Origin of the sequence: Microbacterium oleivorans (assembly GCF_001644225.1) — a bacterium.
Lineage (GTDB): Bacteria > Actinomycetota > Actinomycetes > Actinomycetales > Microbacteriaceae > Microbacterium > Microbacterium gawkjiense.
Genome location: NZ_LSTV01000001.1, coordinates 537,296 through 559,326, shown reverse-complemented (window position 1 = coordinate 559,326; position 22,031 = coordinate 537,296). Strand labels below are relative to the sequence as shown.

At 71.8% G+C, this 22,031-nt stretch carries 20 protein-coding genes; 12 read left to right on the top strand and 8 right to left on the bottom strand.

Translation table 11 applies throughout. The annotated features are described in order from the left end of the window. Positions 1–57: 57 nt before the first annotated feature. The 5 genes from AYL44_RS02625 (at position 58) to hrpA (ending at position 7,224) form a co-directional block, all read left to right on the top strand. A complete protein-coding gene (locus AYL44_RS02625; protein WP_157532564.1) occupies positions 58–1,221 on the top strand; it encodes an FHA domain-containing protein in 1,164 nt (387 codons plus the stop codon). Continuing rightward, a complete protein-coding gene (locus AYL44_RS02620) occupies positions 1,218–2,063 on the top strand; it encodes a PP2C family protein-serine/threonine phosphatase (RefSeq protein WP_064001694.1) in 846 nt (281 codons plus the stop codon). Before AYL44_RS02625 ends, AYL44_RS02620 begins: the two co-directional genes overlap by 4 nt. Beyond that, entirely contained in the window at positions 2,056–2,538 is a 483-nt protein-coding gene (locus AYL44_RS02615) for a hypothetical protein (protein ID WP_064001693.1), read from the top strand. Before AYL44_RS02620 ends, AYL44_RS02615 begins: the two co-directional genes overlap by 8 nt. Positions 2,539–2,555: 17 nt before the next feature. Further along, complete coding sequence (locus tag AYL44_RS02610) at positions 2,556–3,284, top strand: hypothetical protein (protein ID WP_064002441.1); 729 nt, start codon at positions 2,556–2,558, stop codon at positions 3,282–3,284. Positions 3,285–3,345: 61 nt separating this feature from the next. After that, on the top strand, positions 3,346–7,224 hold the full coding sequence (gene hrpA / locus AYL44_RS02605) for an ATP-dependent RNA helicase HrpA (protein ID WP_064001692.1): 3,879 nt from the start codon (positions 3,346–3,348) through the stop codon (positions 7,222–7,224). 2 nt (positions 7,225–7,226) lie between these two features. On the opposite strand, the gene AYL44_RS02600 is transcribed toward hrpA, so the two are convergent. Further along, entirely contained in the window at positions 7,227–8,570 is a 1,344-nt protein-coding gene (locus tag AYL44_RS02600; RefSeq protein WP_231872705.1) for a M20/M25/M40 family metallo-hydrolase, read from the bottom strand. 48 nt (positions 8,571–8,618) lie between these two features. Between AYL44_RS02600 and AYL44_RS02595 the strand changes: the two genes are divergently transcribed. After that, complete coding sequence (locus AYL44_RS02595) at positions 8,619–9,599, top strand: Gfo/Idh/MocA family protein (protein ID WP_064001690.1); 981 nt, start codon at positions 8,619–8,621, stop codon at positions 9,597–9,599. 9 nt (positions 9,600–9,608) lie between these two features. Here the strand turns inward: AYL44_RS02595 and AYL44_RS02590 are convergent, their stop codons facing one another. From AYL44_RS02590 to AYL44_RS02565, 7 genes are all read right to left on the bottom strand, one after another. Beyond that, positions 9,609–9,971, bottom strand: coding sequence for a PLD nuclease N-terminal domain-containing protein (locus tag AYL44_RS02590; protein WP_064001689.1), 363 nt, complete (start codon positions 9,969–9,971; stop codon positions 9,609–9,611). An 89-nt stretch (positions 9,972–10,060) separates the two neighbouring features. Continuing rightward, entirely contained in the window at positions 10,061–10,201 is a 141-nt protein-coding gene (locus tag AYL44_RS14655; RefSeq protein WP_197471570.1) for a hypothetical protein, read from the bottom strand. A gap of 1 nt (position 10,202) precedes the next feature. Continuing rightward, positions 10,203–11,432: a multiple monosaccharide ABC transporter permease gene (gene mmsB / locus AYL44_RS02585; protein ID WP_064001688.1), complete on the bottom strand. Its 1,230-nt coding sequence runs from the start codon at positions 11,430–11,432 to the stop codon at positions 10,203–10,205. 17 nt (positions 11,433–11,449) lie between these two features. Continuing rightward, positions 11,450–12,979 carry a multiple monosaccharide ABC transporter ATP-binding protein gene (mmsA, locus tag AYL44_RS02580; RefSeq protein WP_064001687.1) on the bottom strand — a complete coding sequence of 510 codons (1,530 nt, stop codon included), beginning with the start codon at positions 12,977–12,979 and terminating at the stop codon, positions 11,450–11,452. 90 nt (positions 12,980–13,069) lie between these two features. After that, positions 13,070–14,203: a multiple monosaccharide ABC transporter substrate-binding protein gene (gene chvE / locus AYL44_RS02575; RefSeq protein ID WP_064001686.1), complete on the bottom strand. Its 1,134-nt coding sequence runs from the start codon at positions 14,201–14,203 to the stop codon at positions 13,070–13,072. A 96-nt stretch (positions 14,204–14,299) separates the two neighbouring features. After that, on the bottom strand, positions 14,300–15,001 hold the full coding sequence (locus AYL44_RS02570; RefSeq protein WP_064001685.1) for a class II aldolase/adducin family protein: 702 nt from the start codon (positions 14,999–15,001) through the stop codon (positions 14,300–14,302). A 121-nt stretch (positions 15,002–15,122) separates the two neighbouring features. Further along, the gene (locus tag AYL44_RS02565) at positions 15,123–16,133 is read right to left on the bottom strand and encodes a LacI family DNA-binding transcriptional regulator (RefSeq protein ID WP_064001684.1); all 1,011 of its coding nucleotides are present in this window, start codon (positions 16,131–16,133) and stop codon (positions 15,123–15,125) included. Between the two features lie 152 nt (positions 16,134–16,285). On the opposite strand from AYL44_RS02565, the gene AYL44_RS02560 reads away from it, so the two are divergent. The 6 genes from AYL44_RS02560 to AYL44_RS02535 are packed head-to-tail and all read left to right on the top strand — an operon-like array spanning position 16,286 to position 21,981. Then, entirely contained in the window at positions 16,286–16,798 is a 513-nt protein-coding gene (locus tag AYL44_RS02560; RefSeq protein WP_064001683.1) for a hypothetical protein, read from the top strand. 10 nt (positions 16,799–16,808) lie between these two features. Further along, positions 16,809–17,672: an NYN domain-containing protein gene (locus tag AYL44_RS02555; protein ID WP_064001682.1), complete on the top strand. Its 864-nt coding sequence runs from the start codon at positions 16,809–16,811 to the stop codon at positions 17,670–17,672. A 44-nt stretch (positions 17,673–17,716) separates the two neighbouring features. Continuing rightward, a complete protein-coding gene (locus AYL44_RS02550) occupies positions 17,717–18,898 on the top strand; it encodes an ROK family transcriptional regulator (RefSeq protein WP_197471569.1) in 1,182 nt (393 codons plus the stop codon). Next, on the top strand, positions 18,895–19,947 hold the full coding sequence (locus AYL44_RS02545; RefSeq protein ID WP_064001681.1) for a substrate-binding domain-containing protein: 1,053 nt from the start codon (positions 18,895–18,897) through the stop codon (positions 19,945–19,947). The genes AYL44_RS02550 and AYL44_RS02545 overlap by 4 nt, the downstream gene beginning before the upstream one ends. A gap of 10 nt (positions 19,948–19,957) precedes the next feature. After that, positions 19,958–20,797 carry an ATP-binding cassette domain-containing protein gene (locus AYL44_RS02540; protein ID WP_064001680.1) on the top strand — a complete coding sequence of 280 codons (840 nt, stop codon included), beginning with the start codon at positions 19,958–19,960 and terminating at the stop codon, positions 20,795–20,797. Next, the gene (locus AYL44_RS02535; RefSeq protein WP_064001679.1) at positions 20,794–21,981 is read left to right on the top strand and encodes an ABC transporter permease subunit; all 1,188 of its coding nucleotides are present in this window, start codon (positions 20,794–20,796) and stop codon (positions 21,979–21,981) included. The genes AYL44_RS02540 and AYL44_RS02535 overlap by 4 nt, the downstream gene beginning before the upstream one ends. The last annotated feature ends 50 nt before the right edge of the window (positions 21,982–22,031 follow it).

The window sequence follows — 22,031 nt, the reverse complement described above, 5'->3', positions numbered from 1 at the left end:
GGTGTGCGGTGCGGGATCGACGGAATCGATGACGGAGGGCCAGGACGGATGCAGAGCATGACCACGGAGATCCCTCTCGCGACGACGGCTGCCGAAGCGGCCGGGGCCGCCGCCGGTCTCGCCGTCGCGTCGCTGCTGGTGGCGTTCGTCCAGCTCGTCCTCGCCGCCGGTGTCTACGTGTGGACCGCCCTCGCGCTGAGCGCCGTCTTCCGGAAGGTCGACCGACCCGCCGCGCGCGCCTGGATCCCGGTGCTGAACCTCTGGACCCTGTTCGAGGTGGCCGGGATGAAGGGATGGTGGGCGGCGGTCCTCGTCGGCGGGGGCCTGCTCACCACGATCCTCGCCTCGGTCCTCAACGCGGTGTTCGTCGCGTCGGCGCAGAACGCCGCGTTCGGCGGCTCGGGCGGCGACGCCGCCGGTGCGCTCCTCGGCGCGACGGTGGTGCCCCTCGTCCTCGTGCTCCTCTTCGCGGCGGGAGCGATCATCCTCCTCGTCCGCATGATGGGCCCCCTGAACCGCGGGTTCGAGCGGGGCGGCGGGTTCGTCGTGCTGGGCGTCCTCCTGTTCCCCGTCTGGGCCTCGGTCATCGGGTGGGGCTCGGCGCAGTGGCACGGCCTGCCACGCACCGGACTGCCGCCGACGCCGTTCGCGGGCGACGCGCAGCCGACGACGGCCGCGGCATCCGTCCTGTCGGACACGACCGCCTTCGCGCCGCCCTCGACGACCCCCTTCCCCGCCGCCGCACCGGTCACGCCGTGGTCGCCGCCGCCGCTCGCGCCGGCCCCCTCCGCGGCTCCCGCCGCCACGCCGGCGGCCCCGGTGGCGCCGCTGCCGCCCGCCCCCGCCCCCGCGGCGACCGAGGTCGAGGAGCACACCGTGCTCGCGGCGCACCGACGCCCGAGCGCCGCGCTGCGGCTCCCGAACGGGCAGACGGTCCCGCTCACCGCCGATCTCGTCGTCCTCGGTCGCAATCCGACGCCCCCGGCGCAGGCGCCCGGTGCCCAGCCCGTCCCCGTCGACGACGCCACCCGCACGGTCTCGAAGACGCACGCGCTGCTGCGCCGCGGCGAGGACGGCTGGAGCATCACCGACCTGTCCTCGACCAACGGCGTGATCGTCGGCGACGGCGACGCCGAGATCGCGGTGGGCATGCCGGTCCCCGTCTCGGGGCGGTTCCTCCTCGGCGACGCGGAGCTGTTCCTCGACGCAGGAGCCCGATGACCTCCCCCCGTCCGCTGCACGTCGAGGTCATCAGCGGATCGCTCACCGACACCGGACTGCGGCGTCGGGTGAACGAGGACGCGCACCTCGCGAGCTTCCCCGTGTTCATCGTCGCCGACGGCATGGGCGGTCACGAGGCGGGTGACCGCGCCGCGGCCGCCGTCGTCGACGCCTTCCGGGGGTTCGTCGGCCGCGGCGACGTCGCGCCCGAGGAGGTCGCCGAGGCCGTCCACGCCGCCCACCGCGCCGTCGGCGCGATCGCCCGCGGCACCACCCGCGGCGCCGGGTCCACGCTCACCGGAGTCGTGGCCGTGCAGCAGGGCGGGGAGCCCCGGTGGCTCGTCGTCAACATCGGCGACTCCCGCGTGTACCGCCTGCTCTCCGAGCGCCTGGAGCAGGTGACCGTCGACCACTCCATCGCGCAGGAGATGGTGGATGCCGGGCGCCTGACCCGCGACGAGATGTCGACGTTCGAGGGGCGCAACGTGATCACGCGCGCTGTCGGCGGCGAGCGCAGCCCCGCCGACTTCTGGCTGCTGCCGGTGGTCACCGGGGAGCGCATCCTCATCTGCTCGGACGGCCTCTCGGGCGAGATCACCGACGAGGCGATCCGGGCGGGCCTGCTGAGCGGCGCGTCCCCGGCGCAGACGACCGGGGCGCTCATCGCCCAGGCTCTCGCCCACGGCGGCCGCGACAACGTGACGGCGATCGTCGTCGACGTGGTGGGGGGCGGCATCCACCCCCGCCTCGAGGACACGACCGGCGGCCTCGTCACGAGCGAACCCGCGACCGGCACGATCGAGGTCGAGACGGTGCCGTCGCGGCGGAGACGCCATGACTGACCCGTTCGAGGACGAGACGCGCCTCGCGCCCCGCACGCGCCGCGAGCTGCGGGCCGAGCGCGACGACGACACCCGGCTCGTCGCACGTCGGGCCGAGACGGGTCCGGTCGCGGCACCGGAGGACGCCGACGAGACGCTCCTCGCCGAGCGGCGCACCGACGAGGGCACCCGGACGACGGCCCGACGCGTCGGGCCCACGACGACGGCGGGGACGTCCATCGCCCACGGCCGCGCCGACACGCCGCGGACCGCCTCGGCGCCGGGCACGCTCGTGTCGCAGCCGGTCTACGCGCCTCGGCGCGGAGAGCCCGCCGCGCCCGTCGTGCGGACCCCGGTCGCGCCCCCGGTGTCCCCGGCGCCCGCACCGGCGCGCCGGTCGCGCACAGGGCTGCTGCTGCTCGTCGGCCTCGTCGGCACGGCGGTAGTCGCCGGCGCCGTCTGGGGCATCATCGTGCTCGTTCAAGGGGGAATGTGATGACGGAGGACGTCGAGATGACGGCCGAGACGGAGGCCGCCGAGCTCGGGATCGAGTTCTGCGGGGAGTGGTTCCACCCGACGCCGGGTGAGACCTTCTCCATCGGTCGCGACGCGGACCTCGTCATCGACACGAACCCGTACCTGCACCGCCGGCTGCTGGAGATCGAGTCGTCGCAGGGCATGTGGTGGCTCACCAACACGGGAAGGTCGATCTCGGTCGCGCTCGCCACGGCCGACGGCGCCTACCAGGCGATGCTCGGTCCGGGAACGCGGGTGCCGCTCGTGTTCCCCGAGCTCGTCGTCATGTTCACGGCGGGCGCGTACACGTACGAGTTCACGATCCGCAACGGCGCCGCCCGCTTCACGGGGCGCACGTCCCCGCTCGAGGGCGACAGCACCGACGGCGGCACGACGATCGGCGCGGTCCCGCTGACGGCCAGCCAGCGACTGCTGCTCATCGCGCTGTGCGAGCCGATCCTGCGCGGCGGGATGATGGGCTCGAGTCAGATCCCCACCTCGGCGAAGGCCGCCGAGCGCTTGGGCTGGCCGCTCACGACGTTCAACCGCAAGCTCGACAACGTGTGCGACAAGTTCGACCGCGAGGGGGTGCAGGGCCTGCGCGGCGGCGCCGGCAAGCTCGCGACGAACCGGCGCGCGCGCCTCGTCGAACACGCCGTCCTCTCGCGCCTCGTCACGGCGGCCGACCTGCCGCTGCTGTACGCCCCGCAGACCGCCGACCGCTGAGCCGGGTCCGGCAGGCGGCGGGCGACCGCCGGCATCCGCCCGCGCGATAGCATCGAAGGCTGTGTCCGCACCCGCCCCCGTCCTCTCGTATCCCCCGGAGCTGCCCGTCAGCGCCGCGCGGGAGGAGATCACGCGCGCCATCGCGGAGAACCAGGTCGTCATCGTCGCCGGTGCCACCGGGTCGGGCAAGACGACGCAGCTGCCGAAGATGTGCCTCGAGCTCGGGCGCACGCGCATCGCCCACACGCAGCCCCGCCGCATCGCCGCCCGCTCGATCGCCGAACGCCTCGCCCACGAGGTGCAGGTGCCGCTCGGTGGGGCGATCGGCTACAAGGTCCGCTTCACGGACGAGGTGACCGACGCCACGCAGGTCACGCTCATGACCGACGGCATCCTGCTCAACGAGATCCACCGCGACCGTCTGCTGCGCCGCTACGACACGATCATCGTCGACGAGGCGCACGAGCGCTCGCTCAATGTCGACTTCCTGCTGGGGTACCTCGCCCGCATCCTGCCCGAGCGTCCCGACCTGAAGGTGATCATCACCTCGGCGACGATCGACCCCGAGAGCTTCGCGGCGCACTTCGCCGGGGCCGCGCCGGACGGCGAGCGCGTGCCCGCCCCGATCATCGAGGTCTCGGGCCGCACCTACCCCGTCGAGATCCGTTACCGCCCGCACGACGCCGCGTCCGAGGACGACGTCGACGGGCTGCTCGCGGCGCTCCGCGAGCTCGACCGCGAGCCCGACGGCGACGTGCTCGTCTTCCTCCCCGGCGAGGCCGAGATCCGCGACGCGATGGATGCCGTCCGCGGCCTCTACGCGAAGGATGCGCGTCCCACCGAGGTGCTGCCCCTGTTCGGCCGGCTCAGCTCCGCCGAGCAGCACCGCGTGTTCGAGCCGTCCGCGGTCGCCGGGGTGCGGCGGCGGATCATCCTCGCCACGAACGTCGCCGAGACCAGCCTCACGGTCCCCGGCATCCGCTACGTCGTCGACGCCGGCACGGCACGCATCTCGCGCTACAGCGTGCGGTCGAAGATCCAGCGCCTGCCGATCGAGGCGATCTCGCAGGCCTCGGCGCAGCAGCGCTCGGGGCGCGCCGGCCGCACGTCGGCGGGCATCGCGATCCGCCTCTACGGCGAGGACGACTTCACCGCGCGGCCGGAGTTCACCGAGCCCGAGATCCTCCGCACCTCGCTCGCGTCGGTCATCCTGCAGATGCTCTCGCTCGGGTTCGGCGACGTCACGGAGTTCCCGTTCCTCACGAAGCCCGACAGCCGCGGCGTGAAGGCCGCGGTCGAGCTGCTCACCGAGCTCCGCGCCGTGACGGGGCGCACGGGCGCGCTGCGACTGACGGGCCTCGGCCGGCGGATCGCCCGTCTGCCGATCGACCCCCGCTTCGCGCGGATGCTGCTGGAGGCCGAGAAGCTGGGCGTCTCGCGCGACGTCCTCGCGATCGTCGCGGGTCTGTCGATCCAGGACGTCCGCGAACGCCCCGAGGAGCGCCGGGAGGAGGCCGACCGGCTGCACGCGCGGTTCGTCGACCCGACGAGCGACTTCCTCACCTTGCTGAACCTCTGGAACCATCTCCGCGAGCAGCAGCGCGAGCTGGGTTCGAGCGCGTTCCGGCGCCTGTGCCGCAGCGAGCACCTCAACTACGTCCGCGTCCGCGAATGGTTCGATGTGCACCGGCAGCTCAGCACCCTGTCGCGGTCCGGATCGCCGAAGGATGCACCGAGGCAGCCCGCCGGCGCCGCCGACCCCGATGCGCTGCACCGCGCGATCCTCTCGGGTCTCCTGTCGCACATCGGCATCCTCGACACGCGCTCGGTCACGACCGATCCCGCCAAGAAGAACGCCCGCAAGCCCCTGCCGCAGTACCGGGGTGCCCGCGGCGCATCGTTCGCGGTCTTCCCCGGCTCGGGCCTGCGCAAAGCCTCGCCCGACGCCGTCATGGCCGCCGAGCTCGTCGAGACCTCGCGCCTGTTCGGCCGGACCGTCGCGGCGATCGACCCCGCGTGGGCCGAGGACCTCGCCGGCGATCTCGCGCACCGCAGTCTCAGCGACCCGCACTGGTCGAAGGATGCCGGTGCCGCCGTCGCGGCCGAGAAGGTGACGCTCTTCGGGGTCGAGATCATCCCGCGCCGGCGCGTGCAGCTCGCCCGCCGCGACCGGGACCTGGCGCGCGAACTGTTCCTGCGCCACGCACTCGTCGAGGGCGAGTGGAACAGCCAGCACCTCGACAAGCGGCTCACCGCGTTCGAGCGCCGCAACGGCGAGCTCCGCCGCCAGCTCGAGCGCATCGAGGAGCGGGAGCGCCGCCGCGACATCCTCGTCGGCGACGAGGCCGTGTACGCCTTCTACGACGCGCGCGTGCCGCACGACGTGTTCGACGTCCGCTCGTTCGAGGCGTGGTGGCGCGAGACGCAGCCGCGCACCCCGAAGCTGCTCGACATGACCGAGGCCGACCTCCTCGGCGAGTCCGGCCGCAACGACGAGCGCGACTTCCCGGCGCGCTGGCGTCAGGGCGACCAGGTGCTGTCGGTCGCCTACCGGTTCGAGCCGGGCGCCGCCGACGACGGCGTCAGCATCGTCGTGCCGCTGGCCCTCCTCGCGCAGCTGCGCCCCGACGGTTTCGACTGGCAGGTGCCCGGGATGCGGGACGAGCTCGTCACGGCCCTCATCAAGGCGCTCCCGAAGGCGATCCGGCGCCACGTCGTCCCGGCCGCGGACTGGGCGGCGACCCTCGGCGACGAGCTGCGCGGCTCGGGGCCGGAGGACACCGACGGACTCCCGGCATCCACCCTGCGCGCGGCGCTCGCCGCACGCATCCAGCGCGTCGCGCACCAGCCGGTGACCGAGCGCGACTTCGACCTCGAGCGCGTGCCCGCCCACCTGACCGTCTCGTTCCGCGCCGTCGACCAGCGCGGGCGCACGGTGGGCTCGTCCCGCGATCTGCGCGAGCTGCAGGACCGCCTCGCCGGTCGCGCCCGCGAGTCGGTCGCCCGGTCGCTCAGCCCGCAGAGAGGGCCGCAGCCCTCGGCATCCTCCGCCGCGGCCGTCGCGGCCGCGAGCGCGCCGATCGAACGCACGGGCATCACGACGTGGGACGTGGGCGACCTGCCCGCCGTCGTCGACACGAAGGTCGCCGGCGGTGTCGTCCGCGGCTACCCCGCCCTCGTCGACGCGAAGGACGCCGTGTCGCTGCGGATCGAGGCGACCGCCGAGCGCGCGGCCGACCTCACCCGCGCGGGCGCGCGGCGCCTGCTGCTGCTCGCCGTCCCCTCCCCCACGGCCTACGTCATGGACCACCTGACCGCACCCGAGAAGCTGGCCCTCGCGGCGTCGCCGTACCCCTCGGCGAAGGCGCTGATCGAGGACGCCCGGGTCGCCGTGGCCGACGCCGTCATGGGAGACGCCGTCATCCGCACCGAGGCCGCGTTCACGGCCGCCCGCGACGCGTTCTCGAGCCGCGTCGTCGACGAGCTCTTCCAGACGGTGTCGCTCGCCGCCCGCATCCTCACCCTGCAGCGCGACGTTGAACGCGCCGTCAAGAACCAGAACTCGATGACGCTGCTCGCCGCCCTCGGCGACGTGAAGGGTCAGCTCGCAGCGCTCCTGCACCCGGGCTTCCTCTCCCGCACCGGCACCGCCCGTCTCGCGCACCTGCCGCGTTACCTGCAGGGGGCGAAGGACCGCGTCGACGCCCTTTCCGACAACCCCGGCCGCGACCGCCAGCGGATGACCGAGTACGAGCGCGCCGCAGCCCTGTTCGCGGATGCCGGGGGCGCCCTCCCGCTCCCCGTTGGCGCTCCCGCGCACCTGGTCCACGCGCGGTGGCTCCTCGAGGAGTTTCGCGTGAGCCTGTTCGCGCAGCGCCTCGGCACCGCCGAGCCCGTGTCGCTGCAGCGGATCTCGAAGGCGCTCGCCGAGCGCGGCTGAGTTCAGCCGGCCCGCAGCAGGTCGCGGTAGAACTCGATCCCCCGCAGCCACGACCCCACGCGGATGCGCTCGTTGTGCGAGTGCAGGGCCTCCCGCTCGCCGCGCGTCAGGTGGAACGGCGTGAACCGGTACACGTGATCGCTGATCGCGGTGAACCACCGGCTGTCGCTGGCGCCGAGCTGGATGTAGGGCGTCGGGACGACGTCCTCCCCGAGCGCCGACGCGGTGGCGGCGACGAGGCGGTCCCATGCGGGACCCGTCCACGGCGACACCGGCGAGGGCTCCGAGGCCGACGCGACGTCGACCTCGACGTGGCGGTCGGCGATGACACGACGGATGCGGGCGGCCGCCGACGCGGCCGTGTCGCCCGGCAGCAGCCTCACGTTCACGCTCGCCCGGGCGGAGGTGGCGAGGACGTTCGCCCCCGCAGCGCCGGCGAGCTCGGTCACCACCGCCGTCGTCCGCACGAGGGCGTTCAGCTCGGGACCGAAGCGCGGGAAGACCTTCGCGAGCAGTCGCCCCGTCACGCCGATGCTCGCGAAGACGGGCCGCAGCGGGCCGGTCGTGTGCGGGGCGACGGTCTCGAACATCGCGCGCACGGGCGGCACGAGACGCGTCGGGAACGGCCGGCGGTGCAGCCGCAGCACGGCCCGCGCGAGCCGCGCGGTGGCGGGGTCGCGGGGCGGGGTCGAGGCGTGCCCGCCGAGCTCCCGCGCGGTGAGGTGCACGGTCATGACGCCGCGTTCGGCGACGCCGATGACGGCGGTGGGCACGTGCACCCCGGGGATCGCGCCCTCGACGACCGCGCCGCCCTCGTCGAGCACGAGCGAGGGCCGCACGCCGCGCTGCCGCAGGACCTCGACGATGGCCTGGGCGCCGTCGCCGGCGACCTCCTCGTTGTGGCCGAAGGCGAGGTAGACGTCCCGCTGCGGCGTGAATCCCTCGGCGACGAGGCCGTCGACGGCTTCGAGGATCGCGACGAGCGCGCCCTTGTCGTCGACCGCGCCGCGCGCGTGGATCTCGGCGTCGTCGCCCGTCCCGACCGTCTCGGCGCCGAACGGGTCGCGGTCCCACTCGTCCACGACGACCGGCACGACGTCGATGTGCGCCATGAGGACGAGGGGAGCCGCGGCATCCGCTCCGCGCCAGCGGTAGAGCAGCGAGTAGCCGCCGACGACCTCGCGCTCGAGCGCGCCGTGGAGCGCGGGATAGAGCCGCTCGACGGCGTCCCGGAAACGGACGAACGGTGCGCCGTCGGCATCCGGTTCCCCCGGCGGCATCGACACCGTCGGGATCCGTAGCAGCTCGCGGAACCGGTCGAGGGCGGCGGCGTCGGGACGGGTCACGATCCGACTCTAGATCCGGCGCGCACGCTGCGCCGATAGGCTCGGGCGATGACCTCTCTTCGCTGGGGAATCCTGGCCACCGGCGGCATCGCGCACGCCTTCACCTCGGACCTGAAGACGGCGGGACGCACCGTCACCGCGGTCGGCTCGCGCCGGCTCGACTCCGCGCAGGCGTTCGCGGAGCAGTACGGGATTCCCCACGCCCACGGATCGTACGAGGAACTCGTCGCCGATCCCGAGGTCGACATCGTCTACGTCGCGACCCCGCACAGCCACCACCTCGCGGGCGCCGCGCTCGCCCTCGAGCACGGCAAGCACGTCCTCATCGAGAAGCCCCTCACGCTCGACGCCGACCAGGCGGTCGCGATCCGCGACCTCGCCGCCGACCACGGTCTGCTCGCGATGGAGGCGATGTGGACGCGATACCTCCCCCACATGGTGCGCCTGCGCGAGATCCTCGCCGATGGCGTCATCGGCGAGGTCCGCCTCGTGAGCGCCGACCACACCCAGAACATCACCGACGACCCGAGCCACCGCCTCAACGACCTCGCGCTCGGCGGGGGCGCGCTGCTCGACCTCGGCATCTACCCGGTCTCGTTCGCCTGGGACGTCCTGGGCGCACCGGCCGAGATCCGCGCCACGGCGCAGCTGGCCGCGACCGGAGCCGACACCGACGTCGCGATCGCGATGGTGCACGCGAACGGCGGCGTGTCCTCGCTCCTCACCTCCTCGCGCGCGGCGGGCGCCAACGCCGCGCAGGTCGTCGGGACGAAGGGACGCATCGAGATCGACGGCGTCTTCTACGCGCCGACCACGTTCCGCGTGTTCGGGGCGGACGGGGCGCTCGACGAGGAGTTCCGCACCGAGATCGACGGCCGCGGCATGCAGTTCCAGGCCCTCCACGCCGAGCAGCTCGTCGCGCAGGGGCGCACCGACGGTGACATCCTCCCGATCGACGAGAGCGTCGCGATCATGGGCACGCTCGACGAGATCCGCCGGCAGATCGGCGTCGTCTACCCGCGCGGCTGACGCCGCGGCTCAGGCCGGGTCGCCGAGCTCACGGCGACGCCGCGCGAGTTCCGCGCGCAGCCGCTCCTCCTCGATCTCGCGCTCGAGGTCGGCGAGCTGCTGCTCGGTCGAGCGGGCCTCGTGCGCGCGCACCGGCGGCGGGGCGGGTTCGCTCGCCCAGGGGGCGAACTGCGGCGGACGGCTGACCTCGCGCCGCGGGTACTCGCGCCCGATCGCGAACCACAGCACCGTCCCGAGGAACGGCAGCAGAATGACGACGAAGAGCCAGACCGTCTTGGGCATGTGCTTCACGAGGCTCTGATCGCGCGTGATGATGTCGACCAGCGCGAAGATCATCCCGGCCAGTACGACGAGCGAGACCAGATAGGGCATGCGCCGAGTCTATGAGTCAGCGGTGAACGACCGCATCCCCTCCTCCGCGTCGGGAAGAGGGGATGCGGTGGGCCGGCGAGCGGACCGATTCAGCCGGTGGTCAGGGCACCGATGAGGCCGCTCACGACCATGTAGAGACCCACGGCGCCGCCGCAGATCCACATAGTGATCCGCGCGGTCGTCGGACCGGGTCGGTCGAGGTCGCCGCCCGTGGGCAGGTTCTTCGCCATCTCAGTGGCCTGCCCGACGCTTGTTGTAGACGTCGAAGGCGACGGCGAACAGCAGCACGAGACCCTTCACGGCCTGCTGCCAGTCGATGCCGATGCCCATGATCGACATGCCGTTGTTCAGAACACCGATGATGAGACCACCGATGATCGCGCCGCCGATCGTGCCGACACCGCCCTGCACCGCCGCGCCGCCGATGAAGGCCGCCGAGATCGCCTCGAGCTCGAAGCCCTCACCCGCCTTGGGGCCGGCGAGGTTGAGGCGCGCGGTGAAGATGAGGCCCGCCAGCGCGGCGAGGACACCCATGTTCACGAAGAGCCAGAAGTCCACCCGACGCGTCTTGATGCCCGACAGTTCCGCCGCGTGGCGGTTGCCGCCGATGGCGTAGATGTGACGGCCGAAGACCGTGCGGTTCATCACGATGCCGTAGACGAGCACGAGGACGGCGAGCACGATCAGGGTGACCGGGATGCCCTTGTACGAGGCCAGCGCGAGGGTGAACCAGCCGATGACGACCGCGACGAGCGCGAGCTTGGCGATGAACCAGATGAGCGGGTCGACGTCCTGGTCGTACTTCTGACGGCCGAGGCGCGTACGGACCTGCTGCACCGCGAGGGCGACGATGGCGACCGCACCGATGACGAGGGTGAACAAGTCGGGGTCGGACTCGCCGAACAGGCCCGCGAGGAAGCCGTTGCCGAGCGCGCGGTACTCCGTCGGGAACGAGCCGATGTTCTGGTTGCCGAGCACCACGAGCGCGAGGCCGCGGAAGATCAGCATGCCCGCGAGGGTCACGATGAAGGCGGGGATGCCGACGTACGCGACCCAGAAGCCCTGCCAGGCGCCGACGAGGGCACCGATCAGGAGCGACAGGACGATCGCCAGACCCCAGGGCAGACCCCAGTGGACCGCCAGCACACCCGACACGGCGCCGATGAAGGCCGCGACGGAACCGACGGACAGGTCGATGTGGCCGGCGATGATGATCATCACCATGCCGATCGCCAGCACGAGGATGTACCCGTTCTGGACGACCAGGTTCGACAGGTTCTGCGGACGCAGCAGGATGCCGTCGGTGAGGATCGCGAACAGGACGACGACCGCGATCAGGGCGATGAAGATGCCGTTGCGGCCGAGGTCGGACAGGACCGTCGCCAGCCAGCGGGTGACGCGGTTGTCGGACGGATGGATGCCGCCGCCGGCGGCGGTCTCCGTGGAAGTGGTGTTGGACATGTGTGTCTCCTGCCCCGTCAGCGGGGCTTCTCCATGGTCATGAGTTTGAGGACGTGTTCGGGGGTGGCCTCGCTGATCGGCACCTCACCGGTAATCCGACCCTCCGACAGCGCGTACACGCGGTCGGAGATGCCGAGGAGTTCGGGAAGCTCCGACGAGATGACGATGACGCCCTTCCCGGCGGCGGCGAGCTTGTTGATGATCGTGTAGATCTCGTACTTCGCTCCGACGTCGATGCCGCGGGTGGGCTCGTCGAGGATGAGCACCTCGGGGTCGGAGTAGATCCACTTCGACAGGACGACCTTCTGCTGGTTGCCGCCCGAGAGCTTCCCGGTCTTGGCGAGCACGGTCGGCGCCTTGATGTTCATGCTCTTGCGGTACTGGTTGGCGACGGCGAACTCCTCGTTGTCGTCGACCAGCCCCGCCTTCTCGAGCTTCTTCAGCGACGCCATCGAGATATTCCGCTTGATGTCGTCGATGAGGTTGAGCCCGTAGGTCTTGCGGTCCTCGGTGGCGTACGCAAGTCCGTTGGCGATGGCCTCCGAGACGGTGCGCGTGCGGATCTCCTGGCCGCGCATGAAGACCTTGCCCGAGATGCGGGTGCCGTAGCTGTGGCCGAACAGGCTCATCGCGAACTCGGTGCGGCCGGCGCCCATGAGGCCGGCGATCCCAACGATCTCGCCCGCGCGGACCGTGATCGACACGTCGTCGACGACGACACGGGTCGGGTCCTGCGGGTGGTGCGCGGTCCAGTTCTCGACACGCAGCAGCTCGTCGCCGATCTGCGGTTCGTGGTCGGGGTAGCGGTGCTCGAGGTCGCGACCCACCATGTCCTTGATGATGCGGTCCTCGGTGACGTCGGACTTCGCGATCGTCTCGATCGTCTTGCCGTCGCGGATGACCGTGACGGCGTCGGCGACCTTCTTGATCTCGTTCAGCTTGTGGCTGATGATGATCGACGTGATCCCCTCCTCGCGGAGGCTGAGGATCAGATCGAGCAGGTGATCGGAGTCCTCGTCGTTCAACGCGGCGGTCGGCTCGTCGAGGATGAGGAGCTTGACCTCCTTCGAAAGCGCCTTGGCGATCTCGACGAGCTGCTGCTTGCCGACACCGAGCTGGTTGACCTTCGTGGTGGGGTTCTCGCGCAGTCCGACGCGCTTGAGCAGCTCCGCCGCCTCGAAGTTGGTCTTGTTCCAGTCGATGAGACCGCCCGCGCCCGTGCGCTCGTTGTTGAGGAAGATGTTCTCGGCGATCGAGAGGTAGGGGCTGAGGGCGAGCTCCTGGTGGATGATGACGATGCCGCGCGCTTCGCTGTCGCGCAGGCTCTTGAACTCGACGACGTCGCCGGCGTAGTGGATCTCGCCGTCGTAGGTGCCGTGCGGGTAGACACCCGACAGCACCTTCATGAGCGTCGACTTGCCGGCGCCGTTCTCGCCGCAGATGGCGTGGATCTCGCCGCGCCGGACGGCGAAGTTGACGTTCGACAGCGCCTTCACGCCAGGGAACGTCTTGGTGATGCCGCGCATCTCGAGGATGGTCTCGGTCACGATCTCCGACTTCCGTGAGGGATGGATGGGGGTGCGTCGGCGGCGAGGCGAACCTCGCCGCCGACGCGGATGGTCAGTGGCGGACCCGGGTCAGAGACCCAGCTCCTCCGCCGTCCAGTAGCCCGTGTCGACGAGCGCCGACTGGACGTTGTCCTTGACGACCGGGACCGGGGCCAGCAGGTACGACGGGACGACCTTGACGTCGTTGTCGTACGTGGTGGTGTCGTTGGTCTCGGGCTCTTCGTCGTTCAGCACGGCGACGGCCATGTCCGCGGCGACCTTTGCCAGCTCGCGGGTGTCCTTGAAGATCGTCGCGTACTGCTCGCCGCTCAGGATGGCCTTGACCGAGTCGACCTCGGCGTCCTGACCGGAGATGATCGGCCACTCCTCACCGACGGAGTAGCCGGCGTCGGCGAGAGCCGAGATGATGCCGCGCGAGATGCCGTCGTAGGGCGACAGGACGGCGTCGACCTGCGTGCCGTCGCTGTAGTTGGCCGTGAGGATGTCCTCCATACGGCTCTGCGCGGTCTCGCCGTCCCAGCGGAGCGTCGCTGCCTGCTCGATGCTCGTCTGGCCCGACTTGACGACGAGCGTGCCGTCCTCGATGTAGGGCTTCAGGACGTCCATGGCGCCGTTGAAGAAGAAGAACGCGTTGTTGTCATCCAGCGAGCCGGCGAACAGCTCGATGTTGAACGGCCCCTTGGGCGCGTCGTCCAGCTTGTTGCCCTCGAGGTCGGTCAGGCCGAGACCGTTGAGGACGGTCCATGCCTGCTGGTTGCCGACGAGCTCGTTGTCGAACGTCGCGTAGTAGTCGACGTTCTCGGTGCCCTTGATGAGGCGGTCGTAGGCGATGACGGGGATGTCGGCATCCGCAGCGTTCTGCAGCGCCTCGGTCAGCGTCGTGCCGTCGATCGAGGCGACGATCAGCGCCTCGGCGCCCTTGGTGATCATGTTCTCGATCTGCGAGACCTGGGTGGGGATGTCGTCCTCGGCGTACTGCAGGTCGACCTTGTAGCCCTGGTCCTCCAGTGCCTTCTTGACGGCGTCGCCGTCCTGGATCCAGCGCTCGGAGCTCTTGGTCGGCATCGCGACGCCGATCAGACCGCCGTCGCCGCCGCCCTCGTTGCCGCCGCCGCTGGTGCCACCGCCGTTGCCGCCGGCGCATGCCGTGAGTGCGAGGGCGCCGGCTGCGAGGCCGACGAAGATGATCCTCTTGAGTTTCACTGTGATTCCTTTCCCGTTGACTTCGGTGTCGTGGTGTTCGGTTGGTGCATGACCCCTGCCGGGGTCCTGTGGGTGGTGGCCGCGCCCGGTATCGGGCTACCGGCGGCCGTCGGTGATCGGTTCCCGCAGGTCGCGAGCGCGGCCGGAGAGGTCCGCGATCGTCTCGGGCGAGAGGGGTTCGGTGGGTCCGCCGACCGCGGCGAGAGCGGCGGTGCGGGCAACGCCTTCGAGCACCTGCGCGACACGGGCCGCCTCGCGGGCGGAGCCGGCCGTGCAGAAGGCGCCGAGACCTGCGACGAGGACGACGGAGGCGCCGTCGCCGCGGAGCGCCTCGACGAGCGCCGCCGGGTCGACGCGCGGACCGGCGAGGACCGGGACGGTGCCGCCGAACTCGCGGGCGGACTGGGCGGTGACGCAGGGGATCTCCTGCCCGCGCGCCGCCCAGGCGGCCGCGTGGCCGGTCTCGAGGTGGACGAGGGCCATCGTGTCCGGGAGCTCGCGGAGCACCGTCGCGTAGAGCGCGACGTCGGCAGGTCGTGCGCCGCCCTCGCCGGGCGTCCCGGCGACGGGGGTGCCGGTGAGGGTGAGGACCATCATCCGCTCGGGCGCGAGATCGTCGTCGGCGTCCACGGGTCGGGTGACGAAGAGGTCCGCGTCGGGGACGCGCTCGCACAGCGTGGCCGAGACGAGGCCACGGCGGGACAGGTCGACCAGGAGGGATGCCACTCGCTCGCGGATGCGTGCGACGGCCACCTCGGTCTTCACCCCGCTCACGTAGCGCTCGTCCTTCGACGCCATTGCCGACTCCCTCGTCCTGCGCGGTCCGATTCACTCGGCCGGGTGACGGCCATGTGACCGTTCACATCGGAGACTATGCACCCAAGGCCGCGGCGATGTCAAACACGACGCGCCGAGAGGGTCAGAGTCGGGCGACCGCCGCCGTCGACGACCGGACGACGAGCTCCGGCATGAGCATGGGAAGCGCTGCGGACCCCGCCTCGTCGAGCAGGATCTCGACGCACCGCCGGCCGAGTTCGGCGAAGTCCTGACGCACCGTCGTGAGCGGCGGCCAGAAGTGGCCCGCCTCGGGGATGTCGTCGAACCCGACGATGCTGATGTCGCGCGGACAGTCCAGGCCCTCGTCGCGCACGGCGTGCAGGAGCCCCAGCGCCATCTGATCGTTGGAGGAGAAGATCGCCGTGAAGTCGCGGTACCGCAGCAACTCGCGCCCGGCGTAGTAGCCGAAGTCGGCGGTCCAGTCCCCCAGGATCGGCGCGGTCGTGGCGATGTCCCACGCGCTGATCTCCTCGAGGAAACCCGTCATGCGGGCCTCCGCCTCCATCCAATCCTGCGGCCCCGCGAGGTGGTAGATCGAGCGGTGGCCCAGTTCGATCAGGTGGCGTGTGGCCAGTCGGGCGCCCGCGACCTGGTCGACGGCGACGGAGTGGCCCGCGTCGGGATCGGTGGACTGCAGCGTCACGAACGGCACGTCGACCGCGTGGGCGGCGATGGCCCGGATGACGCGCACCTGGGGCGCGATCACGACGAGGCCCTCGACGGACTGGGCCATGAGGTGCGAGATGCCGTCGGGGATGGACTGCGGGTCGCCGGGGTCGATGTTCGCCGTCGACACCCAGTAGCCCCGCGCCTGCGCGGCCGCTTCGATCGCGGCGATGGAGGCGGCCGGGCCGTACTGCGTCGCCGACGCGGCGAGCACGCCGATCGTCCGCGATCGGCTCGTCACCAGCGCGCGGGCCGCGCGGTTCGGACTGTACGAGAGATCCCGCATCGCCGCCAGGACCCGGTCCCGGGTCTCCGGCCGGATGCTGGGGTGGTCGTTCAGGACGCGGGACACCGTCTGGTGCGAGACCTCCGCGAGGCGCGCGACATCGCGGATACTCGGTCTCCGGCCGGCGGCATCGTCGCTCATCGGGCCCCTTGCTGAATGTTCACGGTCACATCGATTCGACGCCATTATGCACGTCGCGACCCCCAGGGCACCTTACTCCCCTGTCGTAGCGGGGCCTCGCGTGTGACAAGGCGGCCTGTCACATCGCGCCCGCTGCCGCCTAAGCTGACCGCATGTCCGACCTCTCGCGCCACCTGCCCCTCAGCAACCGGGAGCGCACGGACGAATCCGCGGTGACGGGCGACTGGCGCGAGGCGCTCGCCGACGTCGTCGTGCTCGCAGCGGCCCTCGCGCCGTCGCCGGACGACGCCGACCGCTTCCTCACCGGGGCCGGTCTGGGATCCTCCACGGGGACACCCCTCACCGAGGTGGCGGCGGGGATCCGCGGCGGCCGGCGCCGCCGCATCCGCTCCCTCGTCGACGCAACACGCGCCCTGCTCGTCCTCGCAGGCGATCGCCCGGTCGCGCTCCCACCCACCCTGAGCGGGGCCGTCGCGCTGTATGCCGTCACACGCATGCCCTTCGAGCGGCGCGCCGCCGTCGCCGGGTCGACCCTCTCCGCGGACGACGCCGGGTGGTCGCTCGGGCGCGGCCCGGGGCGGACGGCGACGGCCCGCGACATCCTCGACTTCGTCCTCGGCCTCAGCGACACGGTTCCCGGAACACCTCGCGGCCCCAAGCTGTAAGACTGGGGGGATGCCGGATTCCTCCACTCCTCGCGTCGCGGTCTACCTCGATTTCGACAACATCGTCATGAGTTGGTACGACCGGGTGCACGGTCGCAACAGCTACTCGCGGGACCGGCAGCGGATCACGGCGGATCCCGACGAGAAGGAGATCGCCGACCGCCTCGCGGCGGCGATGATCGACGTCGGCGCGATCATGGACTACGCCGCCTCGTTCGGCACCCTCGTGCTCACCCGGGCCTACGCGGACTGGTCGTCGCCGGTGAACTCCCTCTACCGGCAGCAGCTCGTCGCCCGCGCGGTCGACCTCGTGCAGTTGTTCCCGGCGGCGGCGTACGCGAAGAACGGTGCCGACATCCGCCTCGCCGTCGACACCGTCGAGGACCTGTTCCGCCTCGAGGACCTCACCCACGTCGTCATCGTCGCCGGCGACAGCGACTACGTCCCGCTCGCGCAACGGTGCAAGCGCCTCGGTCGCTTCGTCGTCGCCGTCGGGGTCGCCGGCTCCACGGCCAAGTCGCTCGCCGCCGCGTGCGACCAATTCGACGCGTACGACGCGCTCCCGGGTGTGACCCTCGCCCTCCCCGAGCCCGCACCCGAGGCCGCGCCCAGCGCGGGTCGGCGCCGGCGCAAGACGGTCGACCCCGTCGAACAGCTCCTCTCCCGCGCGCTGCGGCTAGAGCACGAGCGCACCGACGAGGAGTGGGTCCATCTCTCGGCCGTCAAGAACCTGCTGAAGCGCATGGATCCCTCCTTCAGCGAGAAGGCGCTCGGCCACCGCTCCTTCTCGGACTTCGTCAAGGACCACCCGAAGGTCGCCGAGCTCGACGAGACCACCAACATCGTCCGCGTGCGCCTCATCGACGCCGCCTGACCCGCCCGGGGCCGGTCGTGCGCCCCGCGCGGTAGGGTGTCCCCGTGGCTCGCCGGTCAACACCGCCCGGCTCGCAGTCCTCGCTGCGAGAAGCGAATCGTGCACGTCTGCTCGATTCGCTCAAGCGGCATGGGCGCCTGACGCAGATCGAGCTCGCGGGCGCGACCGGCCTCTCCCCCGCGACGGTGTCGAACATCGTCAAGGAGCTGACCGCGACGGGCGTCCTCCACACGTCCTTCACCTCGCGGAGCGGGCGGCGGGCGACCCTCGTCTCGCTCGCCCGCCAAGTCGGCCTCGTCGCCGGTGCGCACTTCTCGACCCGCAAGCTGCACGTCGCGATCGCGGATGCCACGCGGTCGGTCGTCGCGGAGACCTCGCTGCCGCTGGCACCCGACCACCGGCACGACGCCGAGCTCGACCGGCTGAGCCTGCTCCTGGGCGACATGGTCGAGGGCCTCGGCGGCTCCCTCTCCGACCTCTTGGCCGTGGGCCTGGCGCTCCCGGCACCCGTCGATCCGCGCACCTCCGTCATCTCGACTCCGGGGCTGCTCCCGGGGTGGGACGGCGTCGACATCGCCCGCAGCCTGTCGGCCCGCATCGGCCGTCCCGTGCACGTCGACAGCGAGGCCAACCTCGGCGCGCTCGCCGAGGCACGCGAGGGCGCTGCCCGCGGCGCCTCCTCCTCGGTCTACATCACCGTCGGGCACGCCATCAGCGCGGGACTGCTCGTCGACGGCGACCTCTTCCGCGGGGTGAGCGGCCGCACCGGCCAGATCGGCCACATGACGATCGACGAGAACGGTGCCCGCTGCCGCTGCGGCAACCGGGGCTGCCTCGAGACCGTGGCGGCCGGCCCGGCGCTGCTCGCGGGCTTCAGCGAGACCGACGGCATCCATCGTCTCCGCGACCTCGTGACGGCGGCGGGCGACGGCGTCGCGGCGGCGCAGCGGACGATCGCGGATGCCGGGCGTCACATCGGCATCGCCGCGGCGAGCCTGTGCAACCTCATCGACCCCGAACGCATCGTCGTAGGCGGCGAGCTCGCGCGGGCAGGAGAAATCCTCCTCGCACCGCTGCGGCACTCGCTCGAGCGTTCCATCCTCGGCGGCGGAGTGCCCGAGATTGTGGCCTCCGACTTCGCGGAATGGGCCGAGACCCGCGGGGCCATCGCGCTCGCGCTCGATCACGTCGCCGTCGACGCCGAACTGGTCGCGTTCCCCGCATGAGACGGCTGCTCGCCGCCCTCGTCGTCGTGGGGGCCACGGCCGCCGCACTCTCGGGATGCGCGCTCCCCGACACCGCGTCCGGCCGCACCACGATCGCCCTGCTCCTCCCCGACAAGAAGACCGCCCGCTACGAGACGTTCGACCGACCGGTGTTCGAGGAGCGCATCGCCGAATCGGGCGACGCGCAGGTGCTGTACACGAACGCGGATCAGGATGCCGCGCGGCAGCAGCAGCAGGCGGAGTCCGCGCTGGCGGCGGGTGCCGCCGTCCTCGTCCTCGACCCGGTCGACGGTCGCGCGGCGGCGTCGATCCTCGCGGCGGCGACCGCCGAGGGCGTGCCGGTCGTCTCCTACGACCGGATGATCGTCGGCGGCGGGAAGCCGGCGTACTACGTCTCCTTCGACAACGAGCGCGTCGGCGAGCTGCAGGCCGACGCCCTCGTGGCGGGCCTCGAGGGCGAGGGTCGCACCGACGGCGGCATCCTCATGGTCCACGGCTCACCGACCGACAGCAACGCCGCGCAGTTCCGCGAGGGCGCGCGCCGGGTCATCGCCGACGCGGGGCTCCGGATCCTCGCCGAATACGACACTCCCGACTGGAGTCCCGACAAGGCGCAGGCCTGGGTGGCGGGGCAGATCGCCCAGTACGGCGACGAGATCGTCGCGGTGTACGCCGCCAACGACGGCACCGCGAGCGGCGCGATCGCGGCCCTCCGCGCGGCCGACGTCTCGCCCGTCCCGCTGGTGACCGGTCAGGACGCCGAGCTCACGGCGCTCCAGCGCATCGTCTCGGGCGACCAGTACATGACCGTCTACAAAGCCCTGCGGACCCAGGCGACGATCGCCGCCGACGTCGCGCTGCAGCTCGCGAGCGGTGAGCGCCCGGCGGGCGACACGACCGTCGACGGCATCCCCGCGACCCTCCTCACCCCGGTCGCCGTCACCGTCGACGACATCGCCGACACCGTCGTCGCCGACGGGTTCTGGACCGTGCAGGACATCTGCACCCCCGCCTATTCCGAGGCCTGCGCTGCGGCGGGGCTGGAATGAAAGCACCCGCGTGAGCGTCTCCTCCCGTCGCACCGGCGACCACGTCCTCACGATGCGCGGCATCGACAAGCGCTTCGGCGCCGTGCGCGCGCTCAACGGGGTCGACTTCCGCGTCCGCGAGGGCGAGGTGGTCGCCCTCGTCGGCGACAACGGCGCCGGCAAGTCGACGCTCGTGAAGGTCCTCGCCGGTGTGCACCCCGCCGACGCGGGCACGATCGAGCTCGACGGCGACGTCGTGCAGCTCTCCACCCCCGCCGACGCGCAGGACCTCGGGATCGCGACGGTGTTCCAGGACCTCGCCCTCTGCGAGAACCTCGACGTCGTCGCGAACCTGTGGCTCGGTCGTGAGCTCCTCGAACGCGGTCGCCTCGACGAGGTCGGCATGGAGGAGCGGACCTGGATGCTGCTGCGCGAGCTCGCCGCGAAGATCCCCTCCGTGCGGGTCCCCGTCTCCACCCTGTCGGGGGGCCAACGGCAGACGGTCGCGATCGCCCGGTCGCTCATCGGCGAGCCGCGCATCGTCATCCTCGACGAACCGACCGCGGCCCTGGGTGTCGCCCAGACCGCGGAGGTGCTGAACCTGATCGAGCGCCTGCGCGACCGTGGTCACGGCGTGGTGCTCATCAGCCACAACCTGACCGACGTGCTCGCCGTCGCCGACCGCATCGTCGTGCTGCGCCTCGGGCGCAACAACGGCGAGTTCGACGCCGAGGAGGCCACGAGCGAGGTCCTCATCGCCGCGATCACGGGCGCCCTCGACGTCGCGAGGCCCGCGCCGCTCCCCGACGAGCCCCGCGCTCCCGTGATCCCGCTCTCCGGGGCCCGGCGCCGGACGGACGGCGACCGGTGAACCGCGACGCGGGGGTGGTCGCCCTGACGCTCGCCCGGGTGCGGTCGGGCGACGTGGGGCGGATGCCGGTGGTCGTCGCCCTCGTCGTCATCGCGGTCGTGTTCCAGACGCTGAACCCGGTCTTCCTCACGAGCCGGCATCTCAGCGACCTGCTGATGCAGTGTGCGGCGATCGGCACGATCTCGCTGGGCATCGTCCTCGTGCTCCTCATCGGCGAGATCGACCTGTCGGTGGGTTCGATGTCGGGTGTGGCCGCCGCGATCCTCGCCGTGGGCGCGGTCCAGCTGCAGTGGCCCCTCCCCCTCGCGATCGGTGCGGCGATCGCGGCGGGGTGCGTCGTGGGGGTCTGCTACGGGGTGCTCCGCACGAAGCTCGGCCTGCCGAGCTTCGTCGTCACGCTCGCGGGCCTGCTCGGTCTCCTCGGCGTCCAGCTCTGGGTGCTGGGCGACGCGGGGTCCATCAACCTCCCGTTCGATTCGTGGATCGTGCAGTTCGCCCAGCAGATGTACCTGCCGCACTGGCTGGCGTACCTCCTCGCCGTGGGGACCGCGCTCGCCTACACGGCGACCCTGCTGCGTCGCGCGCGACGCCGCGCCGCGGCGGAGCTCGAGAGCGAGCGGACGCTCACGATCGTCGTGCGCGGAGCGCTGCTGCTGATCGGTCTCGTCGGCGCGTGCTGGTATCTGGGACTCTCGCGCGGCGTCGGCGTCATGTTCGTGGTGTTCGTCGTCTTGGTCGTGGCCGCCCACCTCGCCCTCACCCGCACCCGGTGGGGGCGGTCGGTCTTCGCCGTGGGCGGATCGATCGAGGCCGCCCGACGCGCCGGCATCCGCGTCGACCGCGTCGTCGTCTCGGTGTTCGTGCTCTGCTCGGCCCTCGCGGCGACCGGCGGGGTGCTCGCGGCCGCGCGGCTCGCCGCCGCGAACCAGAGCACCGGCGCGGCAGACACGAACCTCAACGCGATCGCCGCCGCCATCATCGGCGGCGCGTCCCTCTTCGGCGGCCGCGGCTCGGCCTTCGCCGCGCTGCTCGGCGTCGTCGTCATCCAGGCGATCTCGTCGGGGCTGACGCTGGTGAACCTGAGCTCTGCCGTGCAGTTCATGGTCACCGGGGCGGTGCTGGTCTTCGCGGTCGCCCTCGACGCTGTGACCCGTCGGTCGCGGCTCGGATCGGGCGCCGGATAGCGCGTCGCACGCGCGCCGCGGGGCGCGGTCGGGCCGCCGCCCATCGGGTC

Excerpts from the sequence above, each read along its gene's own strand:
- AYL44_RS02625 (WP_157532564.1), top strand. The coding sequence starts at position 58 with ATGACCACGGAGATCCCTCTCGCGACGACGGCTGCCGAAGCGGCCGGG.
- AYL44_RS02620 (WP_064001694.1), top strand. The coding sequence starts at position 1,218 with ATGACCTCCCCCCGTCCGCTGCACGTCGAGGTCATCAGCGGATCGCTC.
- AYL44_RS02615 (WP_064001693.1), top strand. The coding sequence starts at position 2,056 with ATGACTGACCCGTTCGAGGACGAGACGCGCCTCGCGCCCCGCACGCGC.
- AYL44_RS02610 (WP_064002441.1), top strand. The coding sequence starts at position 2,556 with ATGACGGCCGAGACGGAGGCCGCCGAGCTCGGGATCGAGTTCTGCGGG.
- AYL44_RS02595 (WP_064001690.1), top strand. The coding sequence starts at position 8,619 with ATGACCTCTCTTCGCTGGGGAATCCTGGCCACCGGCGGCATCGCGCAC.
- AYL44_RS02590 (WP_064001689.1), bottom strand. The coding sequence starts at position 9,971 with ATGCCCTATCTGGTCTCGCTCGTCGTACTGGCCGGGATGATCTTCGCG.
- AYL44_RS14655 (WP_197471570.1), bottom strand. The coding sequence starts at position 10,201 with ATGGCGAAGAACCTGCCCACGGGCGGCGACCTCGACCGACCCGGTCCG.
- mmsB (WP_064001688.1), bottom strand. The coding sequence starts at position 11,432 with ATGTCCAACACCACTTCCACGGAGACCGCCGCCGGCGGCGGCATCCAT.
- AYL44_RS02570 (WP_064001685.1), bottom strand. The coding sequence starts at position 15,001 with ATGGCGTCGAAGGACGAGCGCTACGTGAGCGGGGTGAAGACCGAGGTG.
- AYL44_RS02565 (WP_064001684.1), bottom strand. The coding sequence starts at position 16,133 with ATGAGCGACGATGCCGCCGGCCGGAGACCGAGTATCCGCGATGTCGCG.
- AYL44_RS02560 (WP_064001683.1), top strand. The coding sequence starts at position 16,286 with ATGTCCGACCTCTCGCGCCACCTGCCCCTCAGCAACCGGGAGCGCACG.
- AYL44_RS02555 (WP_064001682.1), top strand. The coding sequence starts at position 16,809 with ATGCCGGATTCCTCCACTCCTCGCGTCGCGGTCTACCTCGATTTCGAC.
- AYL44_RS02545 (WP_064001681.1), top strand. The coding sequence starts at position 18,895 with ATGAGACGGCTGCTCGCCGCCCTCGTCGTCGTGGGGGCCACGGCCGCC.